The organism is Amycolatopsis cihanbeyliensis (assembly GCF_006715045.1).
Lineage (GTDB): Bacteria > Actinomycetota > Actinomycetes > Mycobacteriales > Pseudonocardiaceae > Amycolatopsis > Amycolatopsis cihanbeyliensis.
This window is the reverse complement of the sequence record NZ_VFML01000002.1, coordinates 380,466-405,354: the sequence shown is the minus strand read 5'-3', so window position 1 is coordinate 405,354 and position 24,889 is coordinate 380,466. Positions and strand designations below refer to the sequence as shown.

General features: G+C 71.3%; 24 protein-coding genes. 15 read left to right on the top strand and 9 right to left on the bottom strand.

From position 1 onward, the window contains the following. Positions 1-397: 397 nt before the first annotated feature. The 3 genes from add to FB471_RS30410 all read right to left on the bottom strand — a co-directional run bounded on the left by add (position 398) and on the right by FB471_RS30410 (position 3,262). A complete protein-coding gene (gene add, locus FB471_RS30420) occupies positions 398-1,420 on the bottom strand; it encodes an adenosine deaminase (RefSeq protein WP_142003255.1) in 1,023 nt (340 codons plus the stop codon). A gap of 135 nt (positions 1,421-1,555) precedes the next feature. Then, a complete protein-coding gene (locus tag FB471_RS30415) occupies positions 1,556-2,359 on the bottom strand; it encodes a DNA-formamidopyrimidine glycosylase family protein (RefSeq protein WP_142003253.1) in 804 nt (267 codons plus the stop codon). Between the two features lie 6 nt (positions 2,360-2,365). Then, positions 2,366-3,262 (bottom strand): ParA family protein, encoded by an 897-nt coding sequence (locus tag FB471_RS30410; protein ID WP_142003251.1) that lies wholly within the window; start codon positions 3,260-3,262, stop codon positions 2,366-2,368. A 60-nt stretch (positions 3,263-3,322) separates the two neighbouring features. Here FB471_RS30410 and FB471_RS30405 point away from each other — a divergent pair, with 60 nt between their 5' ends. From FB471_RS30405 to FB471_RS30395, 3 genes are all read left to right on the top strand, one after another. Beyond that, the gene (locus FB471_RS30405; RefSeq protein ID WP_142003249.1) at positions 3,323-4,087 is read left to right on the top strand and encodes a class I SAM-dependent methyltransferase; all 765 of its coding nucleotides are present in this window, start codon (positions 3,323-3,325) and stop codon (positions 4,085-4,087) included. Between the two features lie 11 nt (positions 4,088-4,098). After that, positions 4,099-5,364: a DNA polymerase IV gene (gene dinB, locus FB471_RS30400; protein WP_142003239.1), complete on the top strand. Its 1,266-nt coding sequence runs from the start codon at positions 4,099-4,101 to the stop codon at positions 5,362-5,364. Between the two features lie 183 nt (positions 5,365-5,547). Then, positions 5,548-5,952, top strand: coding sequence for a DUF3040 domain-containing protein (locus FB471_RS30395; RefSeq protein WP_142003237.1), 405 nt, complete (start codon positions 5,548-5,550; stop codon positions 5,950-5,952). 215 nt (positions 5,953-6,167) lie between these two features. Here the strand turns inward: FB471_RS30395 and FB471_RS30390 are convergent, their stop codons facing one another. From FB471_RS30390 to FB471_RS30380, 3 genes are read right to left on the bottom strand one after another with little or no spacing between them, the layout of a single operon-like run. Next, a complete protein-coding gene (locus FB471_RS30390) occupies positions 6,168-8,654 on the bottom strand; it encodes a transglutaminase TgpA family protein (RefSeq protein WP_142003235.1) in 2,487 nt (828 codons plus the stop codon). Then, positions 8,651-9,922: a DUF58 domain-containing protein gene (locus tag FB471_RS30385; RefSeq protein WP_142003233.1), complete on the bottom strand. Its 1,272-nt coding sequence runs from the start codon at positions 9,920-9,922 to the stop codon at positions 8,651-8,653. The genes FB471_RS30390 and FB471_RS30385 overlap by 4 nt, the downstream gene beginning before the upstream one ends. Positions 9,923-9,956: 34 nt before the next feature. After that, the gene (locus FB471_RS30380) at positions 9,957-11,030 is read right to left on the bottom strand and encodes an AAA family ATPase (RefSeq protein ID WP_142003231.1); all 1,074 of its coding nucleotides are present in this window, start codon (positions 11,028-11,030) and stop codon (positions 9,957-9,959) included. Positions 11,031-11,355: 325 nt separating this feature from the next. Here FB471_RS30380 and FB471_RS30375 point away from each other — a divergent pair, with 325 nt between their 5' ends. The 8 genes from FB471_RS30375 to FB471_RS30340 all read left to right on the top strand — a co-directional run bounded on the left by FB471_RS30375 (position 11,356) and on the right by FB471_RS30340 (position 18,329). Continuing rightward, entirely contained in the window at positions 11,356-11,715 is a 360-nt protein-coding gene (locus tag FB471_RS30375) for a hypothetical protein (RefSeq protein ID WP_142003229.1), read from the top strand. A gap of 3 nt (positions 11,716-11,718) precedes the next feature. After that, a complete protein-coding gene (locus FB471_RS30370) occupies positions 11,719-12,345 on the top strand; it encodes a DUF3558 family protein (RefSeq protein WP_142003227.1) in 627 nt (208 codons plus the stop codon). An 88-nt stretch (positions 12,346-12,433) separates the two neighbouring features. Continuing rightward, positions 12,434-12,952, top strand: a complete 519-nt coding sequence (locus tag FB471_RS30365; RefSeq protein ID WP_142003924.1) for a PE-PGRS family protein — start codon at positions 12,434-12,436, stop codon at positions 12,950-12,952. A gap of 3 nt (positions 12,953-12,955) precedes the next feature. Further along, positions 12,956-13,711 (top strand): ESX secretion-associated protein EspG, encoded by a 756-nt coding sequence (locus FB471_RS30360; RefSeq protein ID WP_142003225.1) that lies wholly within the window; start codon positions 12,956-12,958, stop codon positions 13,709-13,711. A gap of 334 nt (positions 13,712-14,045) precedes the next feature. After that, on the top strand, positions 14,046-14,477 hold the full coding sequence (gene mraZ, locus FB471_RS30355) for a division/cell wall cluster transcriptional repressor MraZ (RefSeq protein WP_142003222.1): 432 nt from the start codon (positions 14,046-14,048) through the stop codon (positions 14,475-14,477). A 236-nt stretch (positions 14,478-14,713) separates the two neighbouring features. Then, positions 14,714-15,667, top strand: a complete 954-nt coding sequence (gene rsmH, locus FB471_RS30350) for a 16S rRNA (cytosine(1402)-N(4))-methyltransferase RsmH (RefSeq protein WP_246076800.1) — start codon at positions 14,714-14,716, stop codon at positions 15,665-15,667. Further along, positions 15,664-16,416 carry a cell division protein FtsL gene (gene ftsL, locus FB471_RS30345; protein WP_142003218.1) on the top strand — a complete coding sequence of 251 codons (753 nt, stop codon included), beginning with the start codon at positions 15,664-15,666 and terminating at the stop codon, positions 16,414-16,416. Before rsmH ends, ftsL begins: the two co-directional genes overlap by 4 nt. 2 nt (positions 16,417-16,418) lie before the next feature. Then, the gene (locus tag FB471_RS30340) at positions 16,419-18,329 is read left to right on the top strand and encodes a peptidoglycan D,D-transpeptidase FtsI family protein (protein ID WP_142003216.1); all 1,911 of its coding nucleotides are present in this window, start codon (positions 16,419-16,421) and stop codon (positions 18,327-18,329) included. A 43-nt stretch (positions 18,330-18,372) separates the two neighbouring features. On the opposite strand, the gene FB471_RS30335 is transcribed toward FB471_RS30340, so the two are convergent. Then, positions 18,373-19,197 (bottom strand): ABC transporter permease, encoded by an 825-nt coding sequence (locus FB471_RS30335; RefSeq protein ID WP_142003214.1) that lies wholly within the window; start codon positions 19,195-19,197, stop codon positions 18,373-18,375. Further along, on the bottom strand, positions 19,194-20,195 hold the full coding sequence (locus tag FB471_RS30330; protein ID WP_142003212.1) for an ATP-binding cassette domain-containing protein: 1,002 nt from the start codon (positions 20,193-20,195) through the stop codon (positions 19,194-19,196). Before FB471_RS30330 ends, FB471_RS30335 begins: the two co-directional genes overlap by 4 nt. Positions 20,196-20,479: 284 nt before the next feature. Here FB471_RS30330 and FB471_RS30325 point away from each other — a divergent pair, with 284 nt between their 5' ends. Further along, positions 20,480-21,238: a TetR/AcrR family transcriptional regulator gene (locus FB471_RS30325; protein ID WP_246076799.1), complete on the top strand. Its 759-nt coding sequence runs from the start codon at positions 20,480-20,482 to the stop codon at positions 21,236-21,238. An 18-nt stretch (positions 21,239-21,256) separates the two neighbouring features. Here FB471_RS30325 and FB471_RS30320 read toward each other — a convergent pair whose 3' ends face one another. Then, positions 21,257-23,053 (bottom strand): AMP-dependent synthetase/ligase, encoded by a 1,797-nt coding sequence (locus FB471_RS30320; protein ID WP_142003210.1) that lies wholly within the window; start codon positions 23,051-23,053, stop codon positions 21,257-21,259. Positions 23,054-23,179: 126 nt separating this feature from the next. On the opposite strand from FB471_RS30320, the gene FB471_RS30315 reads away from it, so the two are divergent. Genes FB471_RS30315 through FB471_RS30305 form a run of 3 tightly spaced genes read left to right on the top strand, consistent with a single transcriptional unit; the run spans position 23,180 to position 24,880 of the window. Continuing rightward, positions 23,180-23,590, top strand: coding sequence for a polyketide cyclase / dehydrase and lipid transport (locus tag FB471_RS30315; protein WP_142003922.1), 411 nt, complete (start codon positions 23,180-23,182; stop codon positions 23,588-23,590). 11 nt (positions 23,591-23,601) lie between these two features. Continuing rightward, positions 23,602-24,390, top strand: a complete 789-nt coding sequence (locus tag FB471_RS30310) for a metallophosphoesterase family protein (RefSeq protein ID WP_142003207.1) — start codon at positions 23,602-23,604, stop codon at positions 24,388-24,390. 49 nt (positions 24,391-24,439) lie between these two features. Then, complete coding sequence (locus tag FB471_RS30305) at positions 24,440-24,880, top strand: SRPBCC family protein (protein ID WP_142003205.1); 441 nt, start codon at positions 24,440-24,442, stop codon at positions 24,878-24,880. The last annotated feature ends 9 nt before the right edge of the window (positions 24,881-24,889 follow it).

The window sequence follows — 24,889 nt, the reverse complement described above, 5'->3', positions numbered from 1 at the left end:
CGGGCACGGGGAAGCGAAACGAATTGTGCGCCGCCGGCGCCGCGATGCGCGGGTTCGAGCGGGTGGCGCGCCTGTAGCCGGTGCCGCGGATCACGGCGGGTGGCCGTGCCATGAAGAGACCCCCGACGCCGCTCCCGGCCGCGAGGGTCGGGCCCGGGCCGGACCGGTGCCCGGGAGCGTCGGGGGACCGGTGACTGCCTGGTATTCACCGAAAGGCAAGCACACGAAGCAGGCGACTGTCTGGAAGTGGTCCCCTGCCGGAAAGTCCTATCGCGTGCCGCCCGTCAGCGGGCAGCCACCTCACGAGTCCTGTCGTCAATCAACTTCGGACCACCTCCTTTCCCGTGTACCCGCCACGCTAGGGAAGAGTTCGTGGCGCGGCAACACGATTTCGCGATCAGCGAGCGAGAGTCCGGTCGATCTCGGCGAGCAGCCCGGCGCGGGCGGGTCCTTCCAGGAACGAGGCCTCGACGCCGTTGCGGGCCAGCCGTGCCAGTTCGGCCGGCCGCAGGCGGAGGGTTTCGGCGACGGCGAGGTACTCGCCGTTCAACGTGACGCCGAACATCGGCGGATCGTCCGTGTTCAGCGTCACCAGCAGCCCGTGGTCCAGCATCCGGCGGACGGGATGCGCCTCGATCGAGGGGACCTGCCGGGTGCATACGTTGGACGTGGGACACACCTCCAACGGGATTCCGTGCGTGCCAAGGTATTCGAGCAACGCCGGATCGGAGGTGCAGCTCGTCCCGTGCCCGATCCGTTCCGCGCCGAGGTCGTGCACGGCCGACCAGATGGTCGCCGGCCCGGTGGTCTCGCCCGCGTGCGGCACGCTGTGCAGGCCGGCCTCGCGGGCAGCGGTGAAGTAGGGCTCGAACTGCGCTCGCCCGACCCCGACCTCCGGGCCGCCGAGGCCGAGGCTGACCAGGCCCTCGGGCCGGTTGGTCAGGGCGAAGACCAGCGTTTCCTTTCCGGCCTTGGTTCCCTTCTCCCCGGGAATGTCGAAGCACCAGGCCAGGTCCACTCCGTGTTCCTCGGCCGCGGCCGCGCGGCCGGTGGCCAGGCCGGTCAGCAGTTCGTCGCCGGGGATGCCGTCCAGCAGGTGGTTGTACGGGGTGACGGTCACCTCCGCGTAGCGGCAGTTCTGCGCGGCCAGATCCGCGGCGAGCCCGGTGACCAGGGTGTGGATATCGGTACTGTCGCGCAGCAACTGCTGCACGGCCCAGTACACCTTGAGGAAGTGGTCGAAGTCGCGGAAGGTGAAGAACTCGCGCAGCTGGGCGGCGTCGGTCGGCACCCCGGAGGCGGGATGCCTGCGGGCCAGCGAGGTCACGGTCTCGATGCCCGCCGAGCCGACGAGGTGGACGTGTAGTTCGACTTTGGGCAGGGCGGCAACGACATCGCGCAGGGCCGAGTTTTCGGGCATGACGAACTCCCTGAGTAAAAGAAGATGAGCACGAGACGGGTGGCGTGGAACGACCCGTCGGTCAGGGAGCGAGATCGCCGCGTTCGCGGTCGCTGCCGTACAGCGGGAGCTGATAGGTCGGCATGGGCACGAAGTCTACCGGTCCGGGCAAGGCCCCGGCTGGCATCGAGGGCAGAACCAGGTCGGCCTGCCGTGCACCCCGGCGCCCTGCGTGGCGATGCGAACCCTTCCACCGCATCGGAAACACCCGTGCCTGCCGCGTTCGTACACCCAGTTCCTTCGGCCGCGGGCCAACTCGCCGGTGGTGCTCTGTTCATGCCGCCACGCGTTGGCCAGCAACAGCTTGCGAGCCAAGGACACCACCCGCTCTGGGTCGACATCGGACACTGGAGTCCACGGGGAGACACCGAGCAGGAAGCAGATCTCCACCTTGTACAGGTTGCCGATCCCGGCCATGATCCGCTGGTCGAGTAGGGCCAGCCCGAGTTCCCTTTCCGGGGCCGCGGCCAGCGCGCCGGCGGCCGTCCGCACGTGCTCGCTGGTCCACTGTGGATCCAGGAGGTCCGGGCCGAGGTGCCCGACCAGCCGGGACTCCGCCTCGGTCGGCAGCAACTCCAGGTCGTGCAGGCGGAAGCCGACGGCCTCGGCGGTGTCCCCGGCCAGGATGACCCTGGCGTGGTGCGCGGGCGCCCGCCAGCGACCTCCCGGCCGTAGCACCTGCCAGGACCCGTCCATCCTCAGGTGGCTGTGCAGGCTCAGCCCGGCGGAGAACCGGGTGAATATGTGCTTGCCCACGGTGCGGACCTCTGACACCCGCTGCCCGCGGAGGTCGGCGGTGGCCAGTGCCGGATGGCGGAACTCGGTGCGGTACAGCCTCTGCCCGGCCATCGCCCGCTCCAGGGTCCGCCCGGCGAGGAAGACGGTGTCACCCTCGGGCACGGTGGGTCAGCCGGTCTCGGGCTCGGCGTAGGCGGGTGTGGCGGGGAACTCCGAGGTCGTCTCGGGCTCGGTCTCGAGTTCGCCCTCGCTGGCCTCCCTGGCGAGGCGGTGCCGCCCGGCCCGGTCGGAACGCAGGATCTTGGCCAGCACCATGTTGAAGGTGAGCGCGATCTCCTGCGCGCTCGGCGAGGTCCACTCGTGGATCGGCATGCACGCGCCCTGCGCCTGCTGGATGGCCAGCCGGTCCGGGATGGCGGTCGGCATGACCAGCCTGCCGAACGCCTCCCTGAGCTCGCCGACCCGGTACTGGTGCTCGTAGGAGCGCACCCGCAGCCGGTTCACCAGCACCCCGGCCGGGCGCAGGTTCGGGTTGTGTTCCGCGCGGATGGTCTCGATTGCCTCCAGCGCGCGCTCGGCGCCGGCAACCGCGTACATCGTCGGCTCGGTGACGAGCAGGGCACTGTCCGCGGCCATCAGGGCCGAGCGGGTGAGCCTGCCCAGCGAGGGCGGGCAGTCCAGGATGGCCAGCTCGTAGGGCCGCTGGTCCGGTGGGTTGTCGTGCAGCTCGTCCAGCGCCCTGGCCAGGTTGTCCAATCGCCGTCCGCTGCTGCCCGGCTCGTTCAGCAGCTCCAACTCCTCGCAGCCGACCAGCACGTCGAGGTCCTCGCTCCACGCGCTCGGGGCGATCGCCCGGTCGAGCACCGCGCGCCGGGGGGTCTCCAGGACCTCGACCAGCGTCGCCTCGGTCAACGGCGGGTCCAGGGTGGCCGTGGCGTTGCCCTGAGGATCGAGATCACCCACCAGCGCGCGTGCACCCCGGCGCAGGGCTGCGGAGGCGAGGCCGAGCGCAACCGTCGTTTTCCCGACGCCTCCCTTGAGGCTGAGTACCGCGACCGTGTGCACGCCGCCAAGCCTACGGGGCATGCACCGGGGACACACCAGGCCCGGCTACCCTCGAGACCCATGCGAACGGACACATCCGCAGGTCGTGGCTCGGCGGCGGTGCGGACCGTGCTGGAGGCCTCGCTGGACGAGGCGCGGGCGCGCGGGATCGAACAGCCCAAGGTGGTCGATGTCGGTGGCGGCAGCGGCGGCTGGGCGGTGCCGTTCGCTTCCGCCGGCTGCCTGGTCACGGTGGTCGAACCCAACCCGAACGCGCTGGCCACGCTGCGCAGGCGGGCCGAGGAAGGCGGGGTGGCCGAGCGGATCACCGTGGTCGCCGACGACTCGGAGGCGCTGCACCAGCATGTCCCGGCGGACTCGGCCGACCTGGTACTGGCGCACGGCCTGTTCGAGGTGGTCGACGACCCCAGCGCGACCGCGACCGCGCTGGCCAGGGTGCTGGCACCCGGCGGGACGGTGTCGGTGCTGGTCGCCAACCGGCATGCCGCGGTCCTGCAACGCGCGTTGGCCGGCAGGCTGACCACGGCCCGGCAGCTGCTGGCCAGCCCGGAAGGCGTGCTGTCCGAGGACGGCGAGACCCTGCTGCGCAGGTTGGACACCGCGCGGCTGGCTGAGTTGCTGGTCGGGGCCGGGCTGGAGATCACCCTGCTGCAGGGCGACGGGGTGGTGCCGGACACCGCGCAGCCCGCCGCGCACCCGACCGACACCGAGGCCGGTACCTGGGAGAGCGAGCTCGCCGAGTTCGAGGCGCTGGCGGCGAACACGCCCCCGTTGCGGGACATCGCCGGCCGGTTGCACGCGCTGGCCACGCGCCCGCGCGGCTAGCCTGGGAGGTCATGGGAGCGAACACGGGCCTGCCCGCCGACTTCGCGCGGTTCCGGGTCCGGGAGACGGCACCGCCCGAGGAGTGGCCGGACGACACCGGCTGTGGCGTGCTGCACGTCGACATGGACGCCTTTTTCGCGGCCGTCGAGCTGCGCACCCGGCCGGAGCTGGTGGACCGCCCGGTGGTCGTGGCCGCGGCGGGCCCCCGCTCGGTGGTGCTGTCCGCCAACTACCCGGCACGCCGGTACGGGGTGCATTCGGCCATGCCGGTCGGGGCGGCCAAGCGGCTCTGCCCGCAGGCGGTCTACCTGCCGCCGACCCGCGGTCTCTACGCGGAGGTCTCCCGTGGCGTGCTGGCGATCTTCGGCGAGCTGACCCCGCTGGTGGAGCCGCTCAGCCTGGATGAGGCATTCCTGGACGTCAGCGGCGCGCTGCGTCGACTGGACCGCACTCCGGCCGGCGTCGGCGCCTGGATCCGGCAGCGGGTGGTCGCCGAGCACGGGATCACCTGCTCGGTCGGGGTGGCGCCGGCCAAGTTCGTCGCCAAACTCGCCTCCGGGATGGCCAAGCCGGACGGCATGGTGGTGGTGCCCGCCGAGCGCACGCTCGACTTCCTGCATCCGCTGCCGGTGTCCGCGCTCTGGGGCGTCGGCAAGCGCACCGAGGCGCACCTGCGTCAACTCGGCCTGGGCACCATCGGCGACATCGCCCGTGCCCCGCTGGCGCGGCTGCGGCGCTCGCTCGGCACCGCCCTCGGCGACCATCTGCACGAGCTGGCCGCCGGCCGCGACGAGCGACCGGTGGTGCCGGACGCGCCGGAGAAGTCACTCGGCGCGGAACACACCTTCGATGTGGATCAGCACGACCGGCAGGCGTTGGAGCGGGAGCTGCTCCGGCTGTCCGAGCGGGTCGCGGCGACCCTGCGGGCGAAGGGCCTGCGCGGCAGGACGGTGTCGATCAAGGTCCGGTTCGCCGACTTCCGGACCATCACCCGGGCGAGGACCCTGCTGTCGGGCACCGACACCGCCAGGGAGATCCACGCGACGGCCGTGGCCCTGTTCGCCGAGCACGGCACCGCGGGCGCCGTGCGGCTGATCGGGGTCCGGGTGGACGGGCTGTCCGGTGCGGACGAGGGGGAACAGCTCAGTTTCGAGACGGACGAGCCGCGCTGGCGACACGCCGAGGTGGCCGCGGACGTCGCCCGGTCCCGGTTCGGCGCCGCCGCGGTCCGCCCGGCCTCCTTGCTGCCGCCTGACGAGCGGCAAAACCGGTCGTGACACCCAGGTCAACGGCCGGTGCCGACCCCCTACCGCAAATCCGTTCGACGCTTGATGCGGGATCGGGTAGTCCTTCGCGCGCGGGGCTCGTATCCTTGGTGGTGACACCTCGCCAGGGGTGTTGGTTGGGTCCACGACGTTGCGCGGCCCGGCGCCCGCGACAGCTGTGCCGGAGGAGGAGACATGCCACTCTCCGAGCATGAGCAGCGGCTGCTCGAACAGATCGAGCGCGAGCTCTATGCCGAGGACCCCAAGTTCGCATCTACGGTGCGAGGCACGAGACTGCGCCGTCCCGCGCGCAAACGGCGGTTCCAGGGCGCGGCCCTGTTCGTCGTGGGCGTCGCGCTCCTGGTGCTGGGCGTGATGGTGCCGTTCCGGGTTGCCGAGATCCCGCTGATCAGCGTGGCCGGCTTCCTGGTGATGTTCTTAGGGGTCCTGCTCGCCGTCACCTCGCTGCGGTCGCACGGGGACGGAGAAGGCGCCGAAGGCGCCGAGGCCGCCTCGGGCGGGAAGCATCCACCGCGCCGTAGTTCCTTTACGCAGCGGATGGAAGACCGCTTCCGGCAGCGTTTCGACGACCAGCAGTAACGCCACCCCGTCCCCGGGCCGAGCAGCTGCCCCGCTCGGGCACGGGGTGTCGCGCCGCGCTGAGGGACCCTTCCCTTCCACACCGTCCGGATGTCCCGGTTCTCCGCGCCGTGTCCGCTCGGCCTGTTGGCCGCATGCGAACAGCCAACTCGTGCGCGTGGGCGGCAAACACGCGCGCGTGGGCGGCAAACACGCCGGGGGAGGGGGAGCTGGGGTCAGCCGCGGCGGCGGAAGAGGGAGCGGGGCAGCAGCCTGCCCCGAAGCGATACCGGGGCGCTGCGCCGTAGGCTCTGCCGCAACCCGTGGAACGCCGAGGCGAACTCGGGGTCGCCCTCCCGATCGGTCGGGCTGTACCAGGAACGCTCCACCACGCCCACCACGGTGCGCAGGTGGTCCTTGCCCTCCTCGTCGAGGTGGTGCCGGTGGGCGAGCTTCTGCGCGGCCACCCGCACGGTGTCGCTCTTCGGGATCGTGGTGCCACGGTCCGCGCACTCGTCCAGCAGCTCGTCCCATGCCGCGTCGGCCGCGGTGGACCGGCTGGTCGCGATCGTACGCAGCCTGCGCCTTCTGGTTACTTCCCTGGCGACCGAGGGCGCGAGCCCGAGCAGCACGATGATCAGCAGGCCGAGGGCGAACGTCCAGTGCACCTGCCAGCCCGCCAGCACCAGGGACACCACCCACAGCAGGCCGACCGTCGCTGACAACCAGTCGGGTACCCCGCCCGAGCGATGGCGCAGCGCGGAGGATCGCCTGCCGAGCAGCACCGTCGCCACGGTCAGCACCAGCGCCGCGAGCCCCGCGATCAGGGCGCCCCAACCGGACCAGGCCGGCGGCCGTTCGAGGAAGTTCGGCTGGGCCTCGCCCGGCGGCAGCGGGACGGCGTTCTGCTCGGTCTCCGCGCCGGCCGAGGGCTCCGGCGAGGCCGAGGGGGACGGCTCCTCGGCGCCGGTGTCGCCGGAGGAGTCCGAGGGTGTGTCGTTGCGTTGCAGGTAGGGCGGCAGGTAACCGCGGCCGTCGGCCAGCGGGGTCGGGTCGAAGGAGACCCAGCCGCTGGCGCCGAAGTAGACCTCGACCCAGGCGTGCGCGTCCTGCGAGGTGATCGAGCGGTAGTCGGAGGCGGGATAGCCGGTGGTGAAGCCGACCGCCACCCTGGCCGGGATGTCCAGCGCGCGCAGCATCACGGCCATCGCGGAGGCGAACTGTTCGCAGAAGCCGCGCTTGCCGTTGAGCAGGAAGTCGGCGAGCGCGTCGGAGTCGGAGGCCTCCGCGGTTCGGGTGTCGTAGGTGAACCCGTTCTCCGCGGTGGTGAAGTACCGCCAGAGCGCGGCCGCCTTGTCGAAGGTGGTCGGCTCGTTCCGGGTCAGTTGCTCGGCCAGCGCCATCACCCGGGGATCCACCTGGCCGGCCTCGGTGTAGATCGGCGGGAGCTCCGAGGGATTCGACCGCGCGGCGCGTAGCTCCTCCCTGCTGGGCTCGGTCAGCGAGGCCATCTCGACGTACGGTCCCGGTGCCTGCCGCCGCTCGCGGAACACCGAGCCGCTGGTCTGGTCGTAGAACCAGCCATCGGAGATGTTGGCGAGGTTGCGTGGTGCGCCGTACACCGGCAGCCACACGTCCACCCAGTTGACCGGGTCGATCTGGATCTCCCGGCTCTGCGCGGTGCCGTTGTCCCCTGGCGCCGCCGGCAGCGGGCCGTTCGCGGGTACCCCGGCCGGCATCGCCTCCGGTAACCCCCAACCCTCGTTGGGGCGGTAGGTGTTCAGCGTGAACGCGCGCAGCAGGCGCTGGTCGTCGCCGAGCCCGCGGACTCGGAACAGCTCCACGTTGGCGCCCTGGTCCAGCATGCCCCGCAGGGAGGTGAACGGGTTGACGCCCAGCCCACCGCTGACCGCCGTCTGGTCCCCGCTGCCGGCGCCGGGCAGCCTGCCCGCTGTGCCGATCGCCGTCACCCCGGACCCGGCCACCAGGCCGACCAGCAACGCCACACAGACCACGGCGACCGGCGCGGTGGCCGCGCTCGGTGACCCGCCGAGACTCGGGCCGTCGCGATTGCGCCAGCGCCGGTGCCGGTGGCTGCCGTCCACCGCGAGCAGCCCGGCGAAGGCGCCGGCACCGAGGGCGAAGGTCCACCACGGCAACAGCTCGTTGGAAAGGGACGCGGGCACCGCGTAGACACACAGCAGGATCAGGCCGCTGGCCGCCGGGGCGCTCGCCGCGATCGCCAGCGTGTCCACCAGGATCGCGACCAGCCCGATCGCGATGGTGACCAGGCACAGGATCGGCGGGCCCGCCTCCACCGGCGGCAGGCCGGTGCGAACCTGCTCGAACGAGGCCACCAGCACGTCGTTCAGCTCGGCCAGGGCCGTGGGCCCGGGCAGGATGGCCAGGGTGCCGCTGCGGGTGAACACCCCGACCACCAGGAACAGCAGCACGGCCAACTGGGCGAGGCCGACCAGCAAGGTCGGGGTGCGCAGGGTGCGCAGGGCCAGGCCGGTGCAGGCGACCAGCACGGTCGCCACGATCACGTAGCCGAGCCATGCCCAGCCGGCGACCACCCCGGTGAGCGAGGTAGCGGCGCAGATCGTGGCCAACCCGGCCGCGACCGGCGCGAGTACGGTACCGCCCCACGCCGCCGGCTGCCGGGAGGGTCGCTGGGGCTGAACCTGGTGCGGCTGCGCCTGCCCTGGCGGTGCGGCGGTCATGAGCCACCGCCGATCAGCGAGCCGCGCCGGGCCGCGCTGGTGCACAGGCCGGACCAGACCTCGGGCATCGGGCTGCTCGGCCCGGCGACGATCACGCCCCAGCCGGCCGCGCGCAACAGCGTGGCGGACTCGGCGACCGACCCCGGTTGGTCTGGGCCGCCGGTGCCACCCGCCCAGGCCGGCGTGTCCAGCAGCACGGCGAGGCTGCGGGTGCCGCGCGGGCGGTAGCGGATCAACTCGTGCACGCTCTCGTTGCTCACCGTGCCGAGCACCGCGATGAGCTCCTGCCCGTGCGCGGGGTCGTAGCCGGTGGTGATGTCCCGCTGGTGTGCTGGCTGCAGCGCGGCGAGCGAGTCGAGCACGATGTTGTCGTAGTACTCGCCGCCCTCGCCAGGGGTGTCCGCCAGCACGGTGCCGTGCTCGGTGACCAGCCGGACCCGATGCCCGGCGCGGCGCAGGTGCAGGCACACACTGGCGCCGAAGGACACCGCCCACTCCAGGCTGGCGGCCGGGCCGGTGCCGTGGTGCGCGGCGGCGCGGTGGTCCAGCAGGACGGTGGTCCCCCCGCGCCAGGGCCGCTCCTCGATCCGGACCATGATCTCGTCCCGCCGCGCGGTGGACGGCCAGTGCACCTTGCGCAGGTCGTCGCCCTGCCGGTACTGGCGCACGATCGCGTCGGTCTCCCCCTGCCCGGCGTGCAGCCGGATGCTGCCGTCGTCCCCGGACCCGATCCCGGCGCCGATCGGCAGGCCGGAGAGCCCGACCACTGTGGGCACCACGACCAGCCGCGAGTGCCCGATCAGCTCCCGGTCGAACTCGCACAACCCGAACGGGTCGGTGATGGTGGCGCGCAGTGGTCCGACCTGCTGGATGCCGCGCAGCACCGGCTGCAGCGCGTAGCGCAGGGCCACCGGACGGTGGTGCGGAAGGTGTTCCACCACGAACCGGGGCCGACCACCGAGCGCGTAGGGCACGCCGTCCTCCAGCATCACCTCGCCGGCGGGCAACCTGCCGTTCCGCCACAGTTCGAGCTGCACCTCACCGGAGCGGCCGACCGCGACCCGTTCGGGCAGCAGGGTGCGGGTGGCGCCGATCCGGACCCTGGTCGCCGCGACGAACAACACGATCAGCAGCGGTAGGGCCACGACGAACAGGGCCACCCTGAGCAGGTCCCGCTCGTTCAGTACGGCCGCGCAGACCGCGGCCGCGACCCCGGCCGCGAGCAGGCAGCGACCGCGGGTGGTCAGTCCGGACAGCGCGCGCAGCATGTACCGACTCCTGGACCGTGCTCGAAGCCGCGGTTCACCGCCGGACCTGCCCGTTGCCCGCCGCGTTGCCGTGCGGGACGGGGACGCGGTGCAGCACCGCGCGCACGACGTCGGTCGCCGAGCGGCGGGCGGCATGTGCCTCGGTGGTGAGCACCAGCCGGTGCGCCAGCACCGGAACGGCGACGGCGTGCAGGTCGTCCGGCACCACGAAATCGCGGCCGGAGAGCGCGGCCTGCGCCCGCGCCGCCCGCACCAGGTGCAGGGTGGCCCGGGGGGAGGCGCCCAGTCGCAGCTCCGGGACCTGCCGGGTGGCACTGACCAGTTCGACGGCGTACTGCCGTACCTCGGGCGCGACGTGCACTCGACGGACGACGCTGATCAGCCTGCTGACCGTCTCGGCGTCGGACACTGGCTCCAGCTCGCCGAGCGGGTTGTGCCCCGAGTGCTCGTCCACCATGGCCAGCTCGGCCTGCGGGTCGGGGTAGCCGATGGACACCCGCGCGGTGAACCGGTCCCGCTGCGCCTCGGGCAGGGCGTAGGTGCCCTCCATCTCGATCGGGTTCTGGGTGGCGATCACCATGAACGGCTCGTCGAGGTGGTAGGTGGTGGTGTCCACCGTGACCTGCTGTTCCTCCATGCACTCCAGCAGCGCCGACTGGGTCTTCGGGGAGGCCCTGTTGATCTCGTCGCCGACCACGATGTTGGCGAAAACCGGGCCGTAGCGGAACTCGAAGTTTCCGGTCTGCCGGTTGTAGATGGACACCCCGGTGACATCGCTCGGCAACAGGTCGGGGGTGAACTGGACGCGGCTCACCGAGCAGTCGATCGACCGGGCCAGCGCCTTGGCCAGTGAGGTCTTGCCGACCCCCGGCACGTCCTCGACCAGGAGGTGCCCCTGTGCGAGCAGGGTGACCAGCGCGATCCGCACGACCTCGGGCTTGCCGACCAGCACCCGCTCCACGTTGCCCGTGATCCGGCGGGCGGCGTCGTGCAACTCCTCGAGGCTCGCGGTGCCTTCCTGGTCCCGCGGTCCGCCGTCGCTACCCGGGTAGAGCGACTGTTGCGTTACCTGTTCGCCGGGCGCAGCAGACTGCGTTCTCGACGTCACTCGACCTCCTGGTGCCGAAGCCCTTGCGGTTGTCGCTGGGGCGCGAGGCGCACGGCCGGAGGCTGCCGAGGCAACCGAGACGCACCAGTGTTTCCGGTGTACCGGGGACCGCCCTCGCGGAGGCCAGCTTCCCACGAAGTGTGTCAAACCGGGGCGAACTAGGGGAGGGAACCCCGTGCTCACTCAACGTTACCGACCAGATTGGGCTGTTCGGGTGAGAGCACCCTCGGCGGAACACACTCAGCCGGGGCCTCCCATGACGGTGGGTTCTGGCCTATGCTGCGATGCGAGTTCGGTCCGCTACGGAGAGGCGTAACGGGACATCATGACCGACGTTGGCATCCAGATCCCGAAGGACGGCACCGCGTTCGCCGTCGCCCCGGAGCTGGCCGCCGACGCGTTCACACGGCTCAGCCAGCTGCAGGACGTCGTCGGCGAGATGGTCAGGCAGGCCAAGTCGCTCGGCAGACGGGTACCCCTCGGCGAGGGGTACGCGGGCGAGGTCGGCGATTTCATGGCCGAGTACGGCATCGGCGACACCGGCTCCGCGGTGGAGTCGCTCACCCGGTTCGGCCGGGAGCTCGAGGAGCTCAAGGCGCAGATCAGCCGGGCGCTGCGGCGGTACGAGGAACAGGACGAGGACAGTGCCGCCGCCGCGGGCGGGGTCGACTGCTCGGGTGGGTAGCGCATGACACGGCGGCTGAGGACGGCCGGGGCCCGTCGTGGTGAGCGCAGGAACGCGCGCTCGTCGCGAGCCGGTGGCACGGTGCCGGCACTGCTGGCGCTGGCCGCGCTGGTCGCGGGCTGCGCCGCCGAGTCCGCGCGGGGTCACGCCCGGCCCGCGGACGGCGGACTGGTCGTGTCCTCGAGCGCCGCGGAGGACACCCCGCGGCAGGCCGAACCCGCGCTCGCCGACCTGCGGCCCTGCGAGCTGCTCGGCCCGGTGGACCGGTCGACGGTCGGGCTGACCGAGCTGGGTACGGAGAAGACCGTGGGGGACGCGCCGGCCTGTGACTGGACCGAGCCCGGGGTATTCGGCCTGCTGGTCAGCGTGGACGCCGGAACCGGGTTGGCCGGGATCGACCCCGGCTCCGGCACGACCGAGGAGGTCGAGCTCGGTGCGCACAAGGCGCTGCTGGTCGCCGACCGCGCGGCCGACGACGGCACCTGCGCGCTGCTGATCGGCGTCGGCGATCCGGCCGAGGACTCGGCCACCGTGCAGATCGACGTCAGCAACACCGACTTCACCGATACCGACTCGGCCTGCCGCCGGGCAAGGATCGCCGGTGAGCTGATCGAACCGAAGCTGCCCTGACCGACCGAGGAGTGGAGGTGCGTCGCACGTGAACGAGCGGGCGATACCGACCCCGAACAGGCGGTACGAGTCCTACCGGCACGAGACCATGCGGGACGAGGTCGAGTCGGGCAATGATCCGAGCGCCGCCGGCGAGATCGGCCTGCATTGGGGCGAGCTGGCCGGGCGACTGCGGGAGTCCACGCAGGAGCTGCGGAACCTGTCCACCGGCAGCGTGGAACTGTGGCAGGGCACCGCGGGCGATGCCCTGCGCGGAGTGCTGGACAAGGCCGCCGGCTGGTCCGACGAGGCGGCGGAGATCTCGGCGGCGGTCGCGGAGGCGGTGAGCCAGCAGGCCTCGGTCGCGGCCAGGGCCAGGGCCGAGATGCCGGAGCCGGTCGCGTACGACCCCGCCGCGATGATCCGCGAGGCCGCGGCCGGCGGGGACATCCAGGCGCTGGTCGGGCTGTCCGACGCGCTGGCGCAGCGGCGCGAGGACGCCGAAGCGGCCCGGCAGAAGGCGGTCGACGTGATGAACAACCGGGATGCCGAGCTCCGGGCGGCCGTGCCGCGCACGGCCTTCGCCGCGCCACCCACCCTGACCGGCGACCGGCCCGCCGGGGACTGACTCATGATCCGGGTCTCGGCCTCGGCCTTCGACATCCTCTGGACCGATCTCGGGTACTCCACCCGACCGGGACCGCTCGCGGTGCGTAGCGTCGGGGAGACCGAGCAGGAGCGCACCGATATCCGCGCCGCGGTGTACGACAACCTGGCCGAGCGAGGGCTGTTCGCGGACGGCAGGTTGGACCCCGTGCTGGAGGATCGGCTCGCCGCACTGGCCACGGCCGAGGTGTACGTGGAATGCGAGGCACTGGTCGATATCGCCGATGGCGAGCCGCTGCGCGCGGTGGCTGCGGCCGGGGGAGCGCGGGCGGTGCTCGCCGTGCAGCCCCGGCAGACGATCGGCCTGTCGGAGATCCGGGACACCGAGCTGGTGCCCGCTGCCGTCGGGGTCCTACCCGAGCTGGAACCCGGGCCCGGCTACGGGATCAGCCTGCCCGCCGCGCGGCTCGGCGGCGGGATGACGGACCCGGTGTTCGACGAGGGCGGGGAGGGCGAGAAGTCCACCCCCTACCAGCAGCAGGCCCGTGAGGTACTCGCGATCCAGGCGCGCCCGGTGTTCGGGGCGGGGCAGTTCTCGGTCCGGGCGCGGGAACGCGGCGGCAAGGTGCGCAGGCTGGGCGGGGTGAGCTGGTTCGTCACCGACGTCGGTGCCTATCTCGGCACCGTGGCCCCCGGCCGGGGCGGTCAGGACTGGATGAGTGTCGCGCCCGCGGACAGCGCGCGGCTGGTCGGGAAGCTGTCCGACATCCTGGAGCGGTAACAGGTCTCCCCACCTTCGCCCACCCGACTTCCCACCCACCCCCACCACGGCCCGCGAGCCCGCCGAGGGGCCGCCTTCCCGCCGTCCTCGCCCCCGATATGGGCCCGCGGTATCACCCGGGACGGCGATGTTCCCCCACGACCACCCACCGGAAGCCACCTTTGTGACCTGCGAAAACGTCGACAGAGTAGTCCTCTTTGGTGTCATTCAGCGTTGACTGTGGTGGAAAGTGGGGTACGGTGGTGGCCAGTGGGGCGGAAGGGAGCCCCCGTGGCCGATCTCGGTGGAACCGCCGCTGGCGGGACGGCGGAGTTCGGTAGGGAGGTGGCGGCCGATGTTTCTCGGCACCCACACCCCGAAACTGGACGACAAAGGGCGGCTCACGTTGCCTGCGAAGTTCCGGGACGCGTTGGCGGGTGGGCTGATGATCACCAAGGGACAGGATCACTGCCTCTACGTCTTCCCGCGTGCCGAGTTCGAGCAGATGGCGCGCAAGGTCGCCGAGGCCCCGTTCACCAACGAGGCGGTTCGGGCCTACCAGCGGTACCTGTTCGCCGGTACCGACGAACAACGCCCGGACGGGCAGGGGCGCATCGCGATCGCGCCCGAGCTGCGGCGCTATGCCGGGCTGAACAAGGAGTGCGTGGTGATCGGTGCGATCACCAGGTTGGAGATCTGGGACTCCCAGGCGTGGGAGGTCTACCTGGAGGAACACGAGGAGAGCTACGCGAAAGCGCAGGAGGAAGTACTGCCGGGCGTGTTCTAGTCGCGCGGCCGTCCGCACCCCCGCCGTCGGGGGGCGGGGGTCGCGGGCGGCGTGAGGGGAGCCGGCGCGGCCCGGAGATGGTGGACGCGGATGCCGTGAGGCCTCTGTCCGCTCAGTGGCCCTGGTGCACCTTCCCCGGCACCAGGTCCACAGCGGGCGGGCGGAGACCTGACGGCATCGGTGAGGGCGGCGACGCCACGGGCCGTCGGTCGGGCGCCAGGACTGCGGAAGGGGGGTTGGCCGTGACCGAGCATCTACCGGTGCTGGCGGAGCGCGTGCTCGCCCTGTTCGCCCCCGCGCTCGCCGACCGGGAGGCCGTGCTGGTCGACGCGACGGTCGGGCTCGGTGGTCATGCCGACGCCCTGCTGTCCGCGCATCCCGGCTTGCGGGTCATCGCACTGGACACCGATCCCGCCGCACTCGAGCGGTCCGCCGAGCGGCTGGCCCGGCACGGCGACCGAGTCCATTTCGTACACGCCGTCTACGACCGGATGCCCCAGGTGCTGGCCGAGTTCGGTCTGTCCCGTGTGGACGGTGTGTTGTTCGATCTCGGCGTGTCGTCGATGCAGCTCGACCGTACCGAGCGTGGTTTCTCCTACGCCAGGGACGCGCCGCTGGACATGCGGATGGACGCGACCTCCGGACCGACCGCGGCCGACGTGCTGAACACCTATCCCGCCACCGAACTGACCAGAGTACTGCGGGACTACGGCGAGGAACGGTTCGCAGCCCGGATCGCCAAGGCGGTCGTGGCGGAGCGGCAACGGCAGCCGTTCGACCGCAGTGAGCGGCTGGTGCGGCTGCTGTACGACCAGGTGCCCGCGCCGAGCAGGCGGACAGGGGGGCACCCGGCCAAGCGCACCTTCCAGGCACTGCGCATCGAGGTGAACGGCGAGCTGGAGGTGCTGCGGGCCGCCATCCCGGCCGCGCTGGCGGCGCTGGCCGTCGGTGGCCGGATCGTCGTCGAGTCCTACCACTCGCTGGAGGACCGGATGGTGAAGCGTGCCTTCGCCGAGCTCGCCACGTCCCGCACCCCGGAAGGGCTGCCGGTCGAGCTGCCGGGCCATGGGCCACAGCTGCGGCTGCTGACCAGGGGTGCGGAGAAGGCGGACGAGACGGAGATGCGGCAGAACCCGCGCGCGAGCTCTGTGCGGCTACGCGCGGCGGAGCGGATTGGAGAGGCAGCATGACGGCTCCCGCCCGGACACGCACCCGCACCCGCACGCGTGCCCAGCAGGTCCGTACGCGGACCAAGCCGGCGCAGTCCACCGTGGAGGCGCCGGAGGAACCGGAGACCAGGGCTCCCCGCCGTGCCCAGCCACGCGGGCGCAGCTCGGCGGCCGAGCGTGCCTACGCCCGTCGCGCGCAGCGGACCGAGGAGCTGCGTGCCGCCGAAGCCGATACCGGCGGCCGCCGCCGGTTCCGGCTGCTTCGGCTGGTCAAGCTGCGCCTGCCGCGCTCACGGGCGTCCTTCGTGCTGGTGATGATGGGACTGCTCGCCGCGGGGGTGGCCACCACGCTGTGGCTGTCCACCCAGGCCATCGCCGACACCTACCGGCTCAAGGAACTCCGGCAGGCCAACGCCGACCTCAGCGAGCGGGCCGAGCAACTGCAACGCGAGGTCACCATGCGGGAGTCCCCGTCCTGGCTCGCCGAGCAGGCACGGCAGCTCGGCATGGTGCCCGGCGGTGACCCCGCCCGGCTGGTCGTCGACCGCGAGGGCGAGACCACCCTGGTCGGCGAGCCGGAGAAGGTCACCACGCCGGCCCCACCACCGCCGGCGACCCCGCCCGCGGAGTCGGAGCCGGACGCGGGAAACCAGGACGGCGCGAACCAGGACGACGCGGACCAGGACGACGCGGACCAGGACGACCGGGACAGCGCGCCAGGCGGTGAGCGGCAGGCGGGGGACAACGCGGCACCAGGGGGAGGAGACTGACGATGCCGGGTGACGCGCGCCGGACGGGCCGCCCCAGCAGCAGCATCCGCCGCACCTACTCGGCGGGCTCGCGCCGGACCAGCGCCGTCAACGACAAGAGCGGAGCCAGAAGCCGGTTCACGTTGGTCCGGATCGTGCTGGTCGTGGTGCTCTGCGCGGCCGGGTTGAAGCTGGTGCACGTACAGGCCTTCGAGGCGGAGGCGCTGTCCAAGCGGGCCGAGCAGCAGCGCACCACCACGATCGACCTGCCCGCGCACCGTGGGGCCATTGTGGACCGTAACGGAGCGAAGCTCGCGTTCAGCGTGGAGACCCGCACCCTCACGGTGAGCCTGCGGTCGATGCGGGAGCAGTGGAACGAGATCGCCCGCAAACACCCCGAGCAGGGCAGGAACTTCCAGACGAGGGTGGCCGAGGTCGCCAGGTTCATCGCGGAGAAGGTGCCGGACAAGACCACCGAACAGGACCTGCTGCGGCGGTTCAACAAGCCGAACTCGTTCACCTACCTGGTGGACGGCGTGATGCCCTCGGTCGCCGAGGAGATCACCGAGAAGTACCCCGAGATCGGTGTGGAGAAGCGCGCCCAGCGGGAGTACCCCGGAGGCACGCTGGCCGCCAACGTGATCGGCTATGCCAACTGGCGGATGGAGAACCCGGACGTCTTCAAGCACAACCTGCACGGCCTGGTCGGCCTGGAGAGCACGCGGGACAAGACCCTTGCCGGCACGCCCGGGCGCAGGCTGGTGGACACCGCACAGGGCAGCAACAGCGTGGTCATGCCGGGCTCGGAACGGGAGTTGCAGCCGGCGACGGCGGGCTCCGACCTGGAACTGACCATCGACTCCGACGTCCAGTACTACCTGCAGCGCGAGCTCGGTGAGTACGTCAGGAAGACACACGCCAAGGGCGGTAGTGCCGTGGTCATGGACGCGCGGACCGGCGAGGTCTACGCGCTGGCCAACGACCAGACGTTCAACCCGAACGACAGCGACACCCTCACCGACGACCTGTTGAGCAACGAGGCGGTCACCACCCCGTTCGAGCCGGGCTCGGTGAACAAGGTGGTCACCGCGGCGGCCGCCATCGAGTACGGCGTGACCGAGCCGGACTCGGTGTACGAGGTGCCCGACCACGTCCGGGTGGCCGACCACACCGTGCACGACGCGTGGAGCCACCCCACCCAGCGGTTCACCACCACCGGCATCTTCGCGAAGTCTTCGAACGTCGGCACCCTGTTGCTGGCCGACAAGATCGGACCGGAGCGTTACATGGAGCTGGTGCGGCGGTTCGGCCTCGGTCAGCCCACCGGCATCGGGCTGCCGGGGGAGAGCCCGGGGTACGTGCCGCCGCGGGACTCCTGGTCCGGAACCACCTTCGGCAACCTGCCGATCGGTCAGGGGCTGTCGATGACCGTCGTGCAGATGACCGCGATGTTCCAGGCGATCGCCAACGAGGGCCTGCGGGTGGAGCCTCGGCTGGTGCGGGCCACGGTGAAGCCGGACGGCACCAGGGTCCCCGAACCACCGCCGGATACCCAGCAGGTGGTCGGTCCACAGACGGCGAAGACGGTGAAGGACATGCTGCGGGCCGTCACCCAGGACAGCAGCGTCGGCGACCACAACGACAACGGCACCGCGCCCGGGGCGGCACTGGACGGGTACCAGATCTCCGGCAAGACCGGCACCGGGCAGCAGATCGACCCGGAGACCAAGGCATACAGCTCCACGCTGGAGAACATCACCTTCGCCGGGATCCTGCCCGCGGACAACCCGCGGTTCGTGGTCGGTGTCCGGCTGGACGCCCCGGATACCGACAACGCGGGCCCGTTGTTCCACGAGGTGGCCTCCTACCTGGCCCAGCGCTTCAACCTGCCGCTGTCCGACAAACCCGCCCCAGTGGTCCCCCTGATCCACTGAAGCGTGTTCCTGGACGTCGGCGTCCAGGGCACCTCCGGCGGGGTCAGAGGCCGGCGGTGCGGAAACGGCGGACGGCCAGCGGAACGAAGATCAGCAGTAGCAGGACCGACCAGCCGACGGTGGCCAGCACCGGATTGGCCACCGGCCAGGCGGTCTCACCCCGCGGCATCGCCGGCATGTTGCCGAACAACTCCCGGCAGGCCATCGCCGCCGCGCTCACCGGGTTCCAGTCCGCGATGGTGCGCAGGATCGCCGGCATTCCCTCGGTCGGCACGAAGACGTTGGAGATCATCGTCACCGGCATGACCAGCGGGGAGATCTTCGCCGCGGTCTCCTCGTCCTTGATCAGGGAACCGAAGTAGACCCCGATCCAGGACACCGCGTACTGCAGCAACAGCAGCAGCCCGAAGGCCCCGAGCGCGGCGCCGAGCCCGTTGTGCGCCCGCCAGCCGAACAGCAGCCCGCAGCCGGCCATCACCAGCAGGCTGCCCGCGGCGACGAGCAGGTCGGCCGCGGTCTGGCCGAACGGGACGGCGACGCGGGACATCGGCATGGAGCGGAACCGGTCCATCACGCCGAGACCGTTGTCCTTGGCGACCACGGTGAGCGAGCCGACCAGGCCGAACACGGTGCCCATCACGAACAGCCCCGGCATCAGGTACTCGCGGTAGTCCACCTCGCCCGGGATCGGGATGGCGCTGCCGAACACGTAACCGAACAGGATCACCGAGATGAGCGGGAAGGCGAAGGTGGCGACGATCTGGCTCGGCTGGTGCTTGAGCTTGAGCAGGTTGCGTTGCAGGACGGTGAGCCCGTCGCCGAACCCGGCCAGCAGGCGAGAGCCCCGCGGGGTGTCGAGTGTGGTCATCGGGCGACCTCCGGTACCCGCGGGCTGCCCTCGGTCGGCGCCTGCCGGGTCGGTTTGCCGGTGAGCGTGAGGAACACCTCGTCCAGCGTCGGCTGCCGGATGCCGACATCCACGGCCTGCACCCCGGCCTCGTCCAACCTGCGCACGACATCGGGCAGGGTGAGGGTGACGCCCAGCACCGGCACGCTGAGCAGCCGGTTGTCCTGGTCGATGTCCGGTTCCCCGGAGTCGGCGATGCGGGCCAGTGCCCGCCCGGCCGCAGGCAGGTCGACGCCGGGGCTGAGGGTGACGTCGATCCGGCCGCCGATCCGCGCCTTGAGCTCGTGCGGACTTCCGGAGGCGATCACCGTGCCGGAGTCGATCACCGCGATGTTCGCGGCGAGCTGGTCGGCCTCGTCCAGGTACTGGGTGGTGAGCAGCACCGTGGTGCCGTCCGAGACGAGCTCGCGCACGGTGTCCCAGATCTCGTTGCGGCTGCGCGGGTCGAGCCCGGTGGTCGGCTCGTCGAGGAACAGCACGGTCGGCGCCACGATCAGGCTGGAGATGAGGTCGAGCCTGCGCCGCATACCCCCGGAGTAGGTCTTCACCGGCCGGTCGGCCGCGTGCGCGAGGTCGAACCGCTCGAGTAGCTCGTCGGCCCGCAGGCGGGCGCGCCTGGTGCCCAGCCGGAACAGCTTGCCGAAGATCCGCAGGTTCTCCCTGCCGGTGAGGATCTCGTCCAGTGCCGCGTGCTGCCCGGCCAGCCCGATCCGGCCGCGCACGGCGTGCGGCTCGCGCACCACGTCGTGCCCCGCCACCGACGCGCTGCCGGAGTCCGGCCTGGTGAGCGTGGCGAATACCCGTACGGCCGTGCTCTTGCCCGCGCCGTTCGGCCCGAGCAGCCCGTAGACCGTCCCCCGCGGTACGGACAGGTCCAGCCCGGCGAGTGCGTGGGTACTGCCGAATCTCTTGTGCAGCCCCTCGGCGACGACGATGGCGTCGCCGTTCGTGGTTCCCATGGCCCCTCCAGTGAGTACGTTGTACGCGGTTCACGCTAACCAACCGGGTACGATGTACGCAACCAAGTATCGCGGTACGTTTGGCAGGCTCCGTGTCCAGTCGAAAGTCGGGTTGTTCAGGTCCGTTGCGCGCGTCACTACTGCTGTGACCCGCAACGACATCCCGCCCGTCGCCCACCGTCACCCCATCGGTGGCGCTGCGCGCCGCGGTGATAATGGGCCTGGCGGCCCGCGGTCGCCGGGTCGTGCTGAACAACCCTCTCTGTGCTGGCGAGGTGACTGAGGTGGCAGTGGAGCGGTCCGGCGGTCCCGGGAAGCGGTCCGCGGTGGATGCGGAGCAGGTACCCGTCCAGGTGCGGTTGTGGCTACCCGCCGAGCACGGCTCGCGGGGGCCCGCGCCGGGCTACAGCCGGGAACAGATCGCCGACGCGGCGATCGCGCTGGCCGACGAGCTGGGGCTGGCCGCGGTGTCCATGCGCAAGGTGGCCGCACGGCTCGGGACCGGCGCGATGAGCCTCTACCGTTACGTGGAGAACAAGGAGGCCCTCCACGACCTGATGCTCGACCGGATGATCGGCAAGGAACCCCGGCCGGAGCTGACCGGTGAGTGGCGGGTGAACCTGCGCATGCTGGCGCGCGAGCACCGGCGGTTGTACCTGGCCCACCCGTGGCTGACCCTGCTCGCCGTCGGCCGACCCGCGATGGGGCCCAACATGCTGCGCGGGCTCGAGTACGCCATGGCCGCCGTGGACGGGCTGGGTCTCGGCATCGACGACATGCTGGAGACCTACGAGTGGCTCACCAACTGGGTCGCCGGTTTCGCGCAGCGGGAGCTCGCGGAACGCCAGGCCTGGGAACACACCGACCTCGAGCGGTGGCAGGAGTGCATGGGCCCCTACGTGGAGAGCCTGATCAGCAGCGGCGACTACCCGTACTTCACCAGGGTGCTCAGGGAGGCCGAGCACCGGGACGCCGACGACCGCTTCGAGCGCGGTATCGACCGGATCATCGCCGGCATCGAGGCGACCCTGCCGCCGCGCTGAGCGGGCCGGTCGACCCGGCTACTTGTCGTACAGGGCCTCGATGGCACCCGCGTGGTTCTTGCTGACGACATTGCGCTTGAGCTTCAGGCTGGGGGTGATCTCGCCGCCGGCCTCGCTGAAGTCGTTCGGCAGGATGGTGAACTTCTTGATCGCCTCGGCGTGCGATACGGCCTTGTTCGCCTCGTCCACCGCCTGTTGCACGGTCGCCCGCAGGTCGGTGTCCTCGGCCAGGTCCGCCACGGTCGTGCCCTCCGGCTTGCCGTGCTGGGACTTCCAGGTGGGGAAGAACTCCTCGTCGATGGTCACCAGCACACCGATGAACGGGCGCTGGTCGCCGACCACCATCGCCTGGCTGATCAGCGGGTTCGCCTTCATCCGATCCTCGAGGCCGGAGGGTGCGACGTTCTTGCCGCCGGCGGTGACGATGATCTCCTTCTTCCGCCCGGTGATCCGGAGGAAGCCCTCGCCGTCCAGCTCGCCGAGGTCCCCGGTGTGGAACCAGCCGTCCTCGAGCGACTCCCGGGTGGCGTCCGGGTTGTTCCAGTAGCCGCCGAAAACCACGTCGCCCTTCAGCAGCACCTCCCCGTCCTCGGCGACGCGGACCGAGGTGCCTGCCACCGGCTTGCCCACGGTGCCGACCTTGAACGCGTTCTCGGTGTTCACGCAGGCGGCCGCGGAGGTCTCGGTGAGCCCGTAGCCCTCGAACACCGGGACGCCGACCCCGCGGAAGAAGTGCGCCAGCCGCCCGCCCAGCGGTGCGCCCCCGGAGACCGCCGCCTTGCAGCGTCCGCCGAGCGCGGCCCGTAGCTTGGCGAAGACGAGTTTGTCGAACACCGCGTGCTTCAGCCGCAGCCCGAGCCCGACGCTGCCGGCGTCGCGGGCCTGGCTGTAGGCCACCGCGGTGGCCTCGGCCGCGTCGAAGATCTTGCCCTTGCCCTCGGAGTGCGCTTTCAGCTTCGCGTTGTTGTACACCTTCTCGAACACCCGCGGCACGGCCACTACGAAGGTGGGACGGAAGGTGCCGAGGTCGGCGACCAGGTCCTTGACGTCGGCGGTGTGCCCGAGGGTGACCCGCGCGGTCAGCGCGGTGATCGCGATCGCGCGGGCGAGGATGTGCGCGAGCGGCAGGAAGATCAGCAGCGAGTTGCCCTGCTCCATCAGTTGCGGGAACGCGTCGATGTCCGCGCGGACCTCGGCGAGGAGGTTGTAGTGGGTCAGCTCGACGCCCTTGGGCCTGCCCGTGGTGCCCGAGGTGTAGACGATGGTGGCCAGCTCGTCCGAGCCCACCGAGGTGCGCCGGTTGTGCGCCTCCTCGTCGCCGAGCCCGTCCCCGGCCGCGGTCAGTTCCTCGATCGCACCGCCGGAACCCTCGATCTGCCACGCGTGTTCGAGGTTCTCCAGCTTGCCCCTGTGCTCGCCGAGGGTGGCGTGGTGCTCGGCGGTCTCCACGAACACCGCCTTCGCGCCGGAGTCGGCCAGGATCCAGTGCACCTGCTCGGCCGAGGAGGTGTCGTAGATCGGCACGGTGACCCCGCCGGCCGCCCAGATGGCGAAGTCGATGAGTGTCCACTCGTAGCGGGTCTTGGACATCAGCCCGACCCGGTCGCCCTTGCCGATGCCCGCGCTGATCAGGCCCTTCGCCACCGCCAGCACCTGTGCGGCGAACTCCCGCGCGGTCACGTCCAGCCAGGAACCGTCGACCTGGCGCCGGAAGCTGACCACATCGCCGAACCGTTCGGCATTCGCCCACACGATGTCGGCCATGTTCTCGTCCTCGTCGACCGCCTGGGTTGCGGGAGCGCTGTACTCGCGCACGTGGACCTCCGGATCAGATCTCCAGCCTGGTGTTACTCGTCGGTCAACCTAGCTGGTCGAATACGGTTTGACTATGGTGCCCGCCGCTATGCCCTGGTGGCGTGACATTCTGCATGCGTGACCGTTATGGACAACTCGACACCGGCGCTGGACATCGTCGACGAAACGTTCCTCGCGGTCCCGCCGAGTACGGTCGCGGCGGCATTCGCCGATCCGCGGTCCTGGGCGCGGTACTGGCCGGACCTGGTGCTGGAGGTCTACACCGACCGCGGTGAGCATGGCCTGCGCTGGACCGTGCGGGGTGCGCTGGTGGGCACGATGGAGATCTGGCTGGAGCCGATGCTGGACGGGACCGTGCTGCATTACTTCCTGCGTGCCTCACTCGTGGGGCCGGGCGGCCGCCCGCTTCCGGTCCGGCCCGGCGAGCTGCGCAGGGAGTTCGACCGCAGGGCACGGGCGGCCAAGGGTATCGCGCTGGACCTCAAGGAGACCCTCGAGGACGGCAGGGAGCCCGGCATCCCGCCGCGAACTGGGTAAGCTGGGGCGGCGTGAGGGTTCATGTCGTCTCCGACGTACACGGCAACGCCGAGGCCCTCGCCCGCGCGGGGGACGGCGCCGATGCCCTGATCGTCCTGGGTGACCTGCTCGACTTCGTCGACTACCGCGAGCACGGCAAGGGGATCCTCGGCGCGCTGTTCGGCGCCGAGCAGGTCGCCACCTTCGCGCGGCTGCGCCGCGAGGGGACCAGGGAGGACACCATCGCGTTCTCCCGCTCGCTGTGGGCGAGCCTCGAGGACCCGGCGGGCGCGGTCGAGGAAGCGGTGCGGGAGCAGTACGCGACCCTGTTCGCGGCGATGACCGCGCCGACCTACGCCACCCCCGGCAACGTGGACACCCCCGCCCTGTGGCCGGAGTTCGCCGGCGCCGGCGTGCGGGTGCTGGACGGCGAGGTGGCCGAGCTCGGCGGGTTGCGCTTCGGCTTCGTCGGCGGGGCGCTGCTGCCGCCGGGGGTGACCCCGCGCCGCAGCGCCGTATGGCAGCCGTACCTGCGCACCAGGGAGGACTACGACGCCTCGGTGGCCGCCCTGTCCGGGGTCGACGTGCTGTGCACGCACATACCGCCCGCCGTCGCCGAGCTGACCTACGACGTGGTCGCCCGGCGTGCGGAACTCGGCTCGGACGCGCTGCTGGACCTGCTCGGAAAGGAGCAGCCGCGGTGGTCCCTGTTCGGGCACGTGCACCAGCCGCTGAGCTCGCGGGCGCGGGTCGCCTTCACCGAGTGCCGTAACGTCGGTCACTTCAAGGAAGCCGAGTCACCCTACGTGCTGCGCTGGTGACGCGTCCCGGCGGACAGTGCGCCGCCGGCGAGACGGTAGCCTCATCCGCATGGCCGACGAGTCCACGCAGTCCATCGAGGTCGCCGCCGCACCCGAGCGGATCATGGCCGTGATCGCGGACCTGCCCGCCTACCCGGAGTGGGCCAAGGCCGTCCAGGAGACCGAGGTACTCGCCGAGGACGAGCAGGGCAGGGCCAAGCAGGTCAGGTTCACCTTGGACGCCGGGCCGGTGAAGGACGTCTACACCCTCGAGTACGACTGGGCCGATGACGGGCTCTCGGTGAGCTGGCACCTGGTCAAGGGCCAGATGCAGAAGGCGCAGAACGGTCGTTACCTGCTCGAGCCGCGGGGTGCGGCGACCAAGGTCACCTACACCCTCTCCGTCGAGCTCGCGCTGCCGATGATCGGCCTGCTTCGTCGCAAGGCCGAGAAGATGATCATGGATACCGCGTTGAAGGAGCTGAAGCGCCGGGTGGAGAACCTGGCGTAGGCGGCAGGA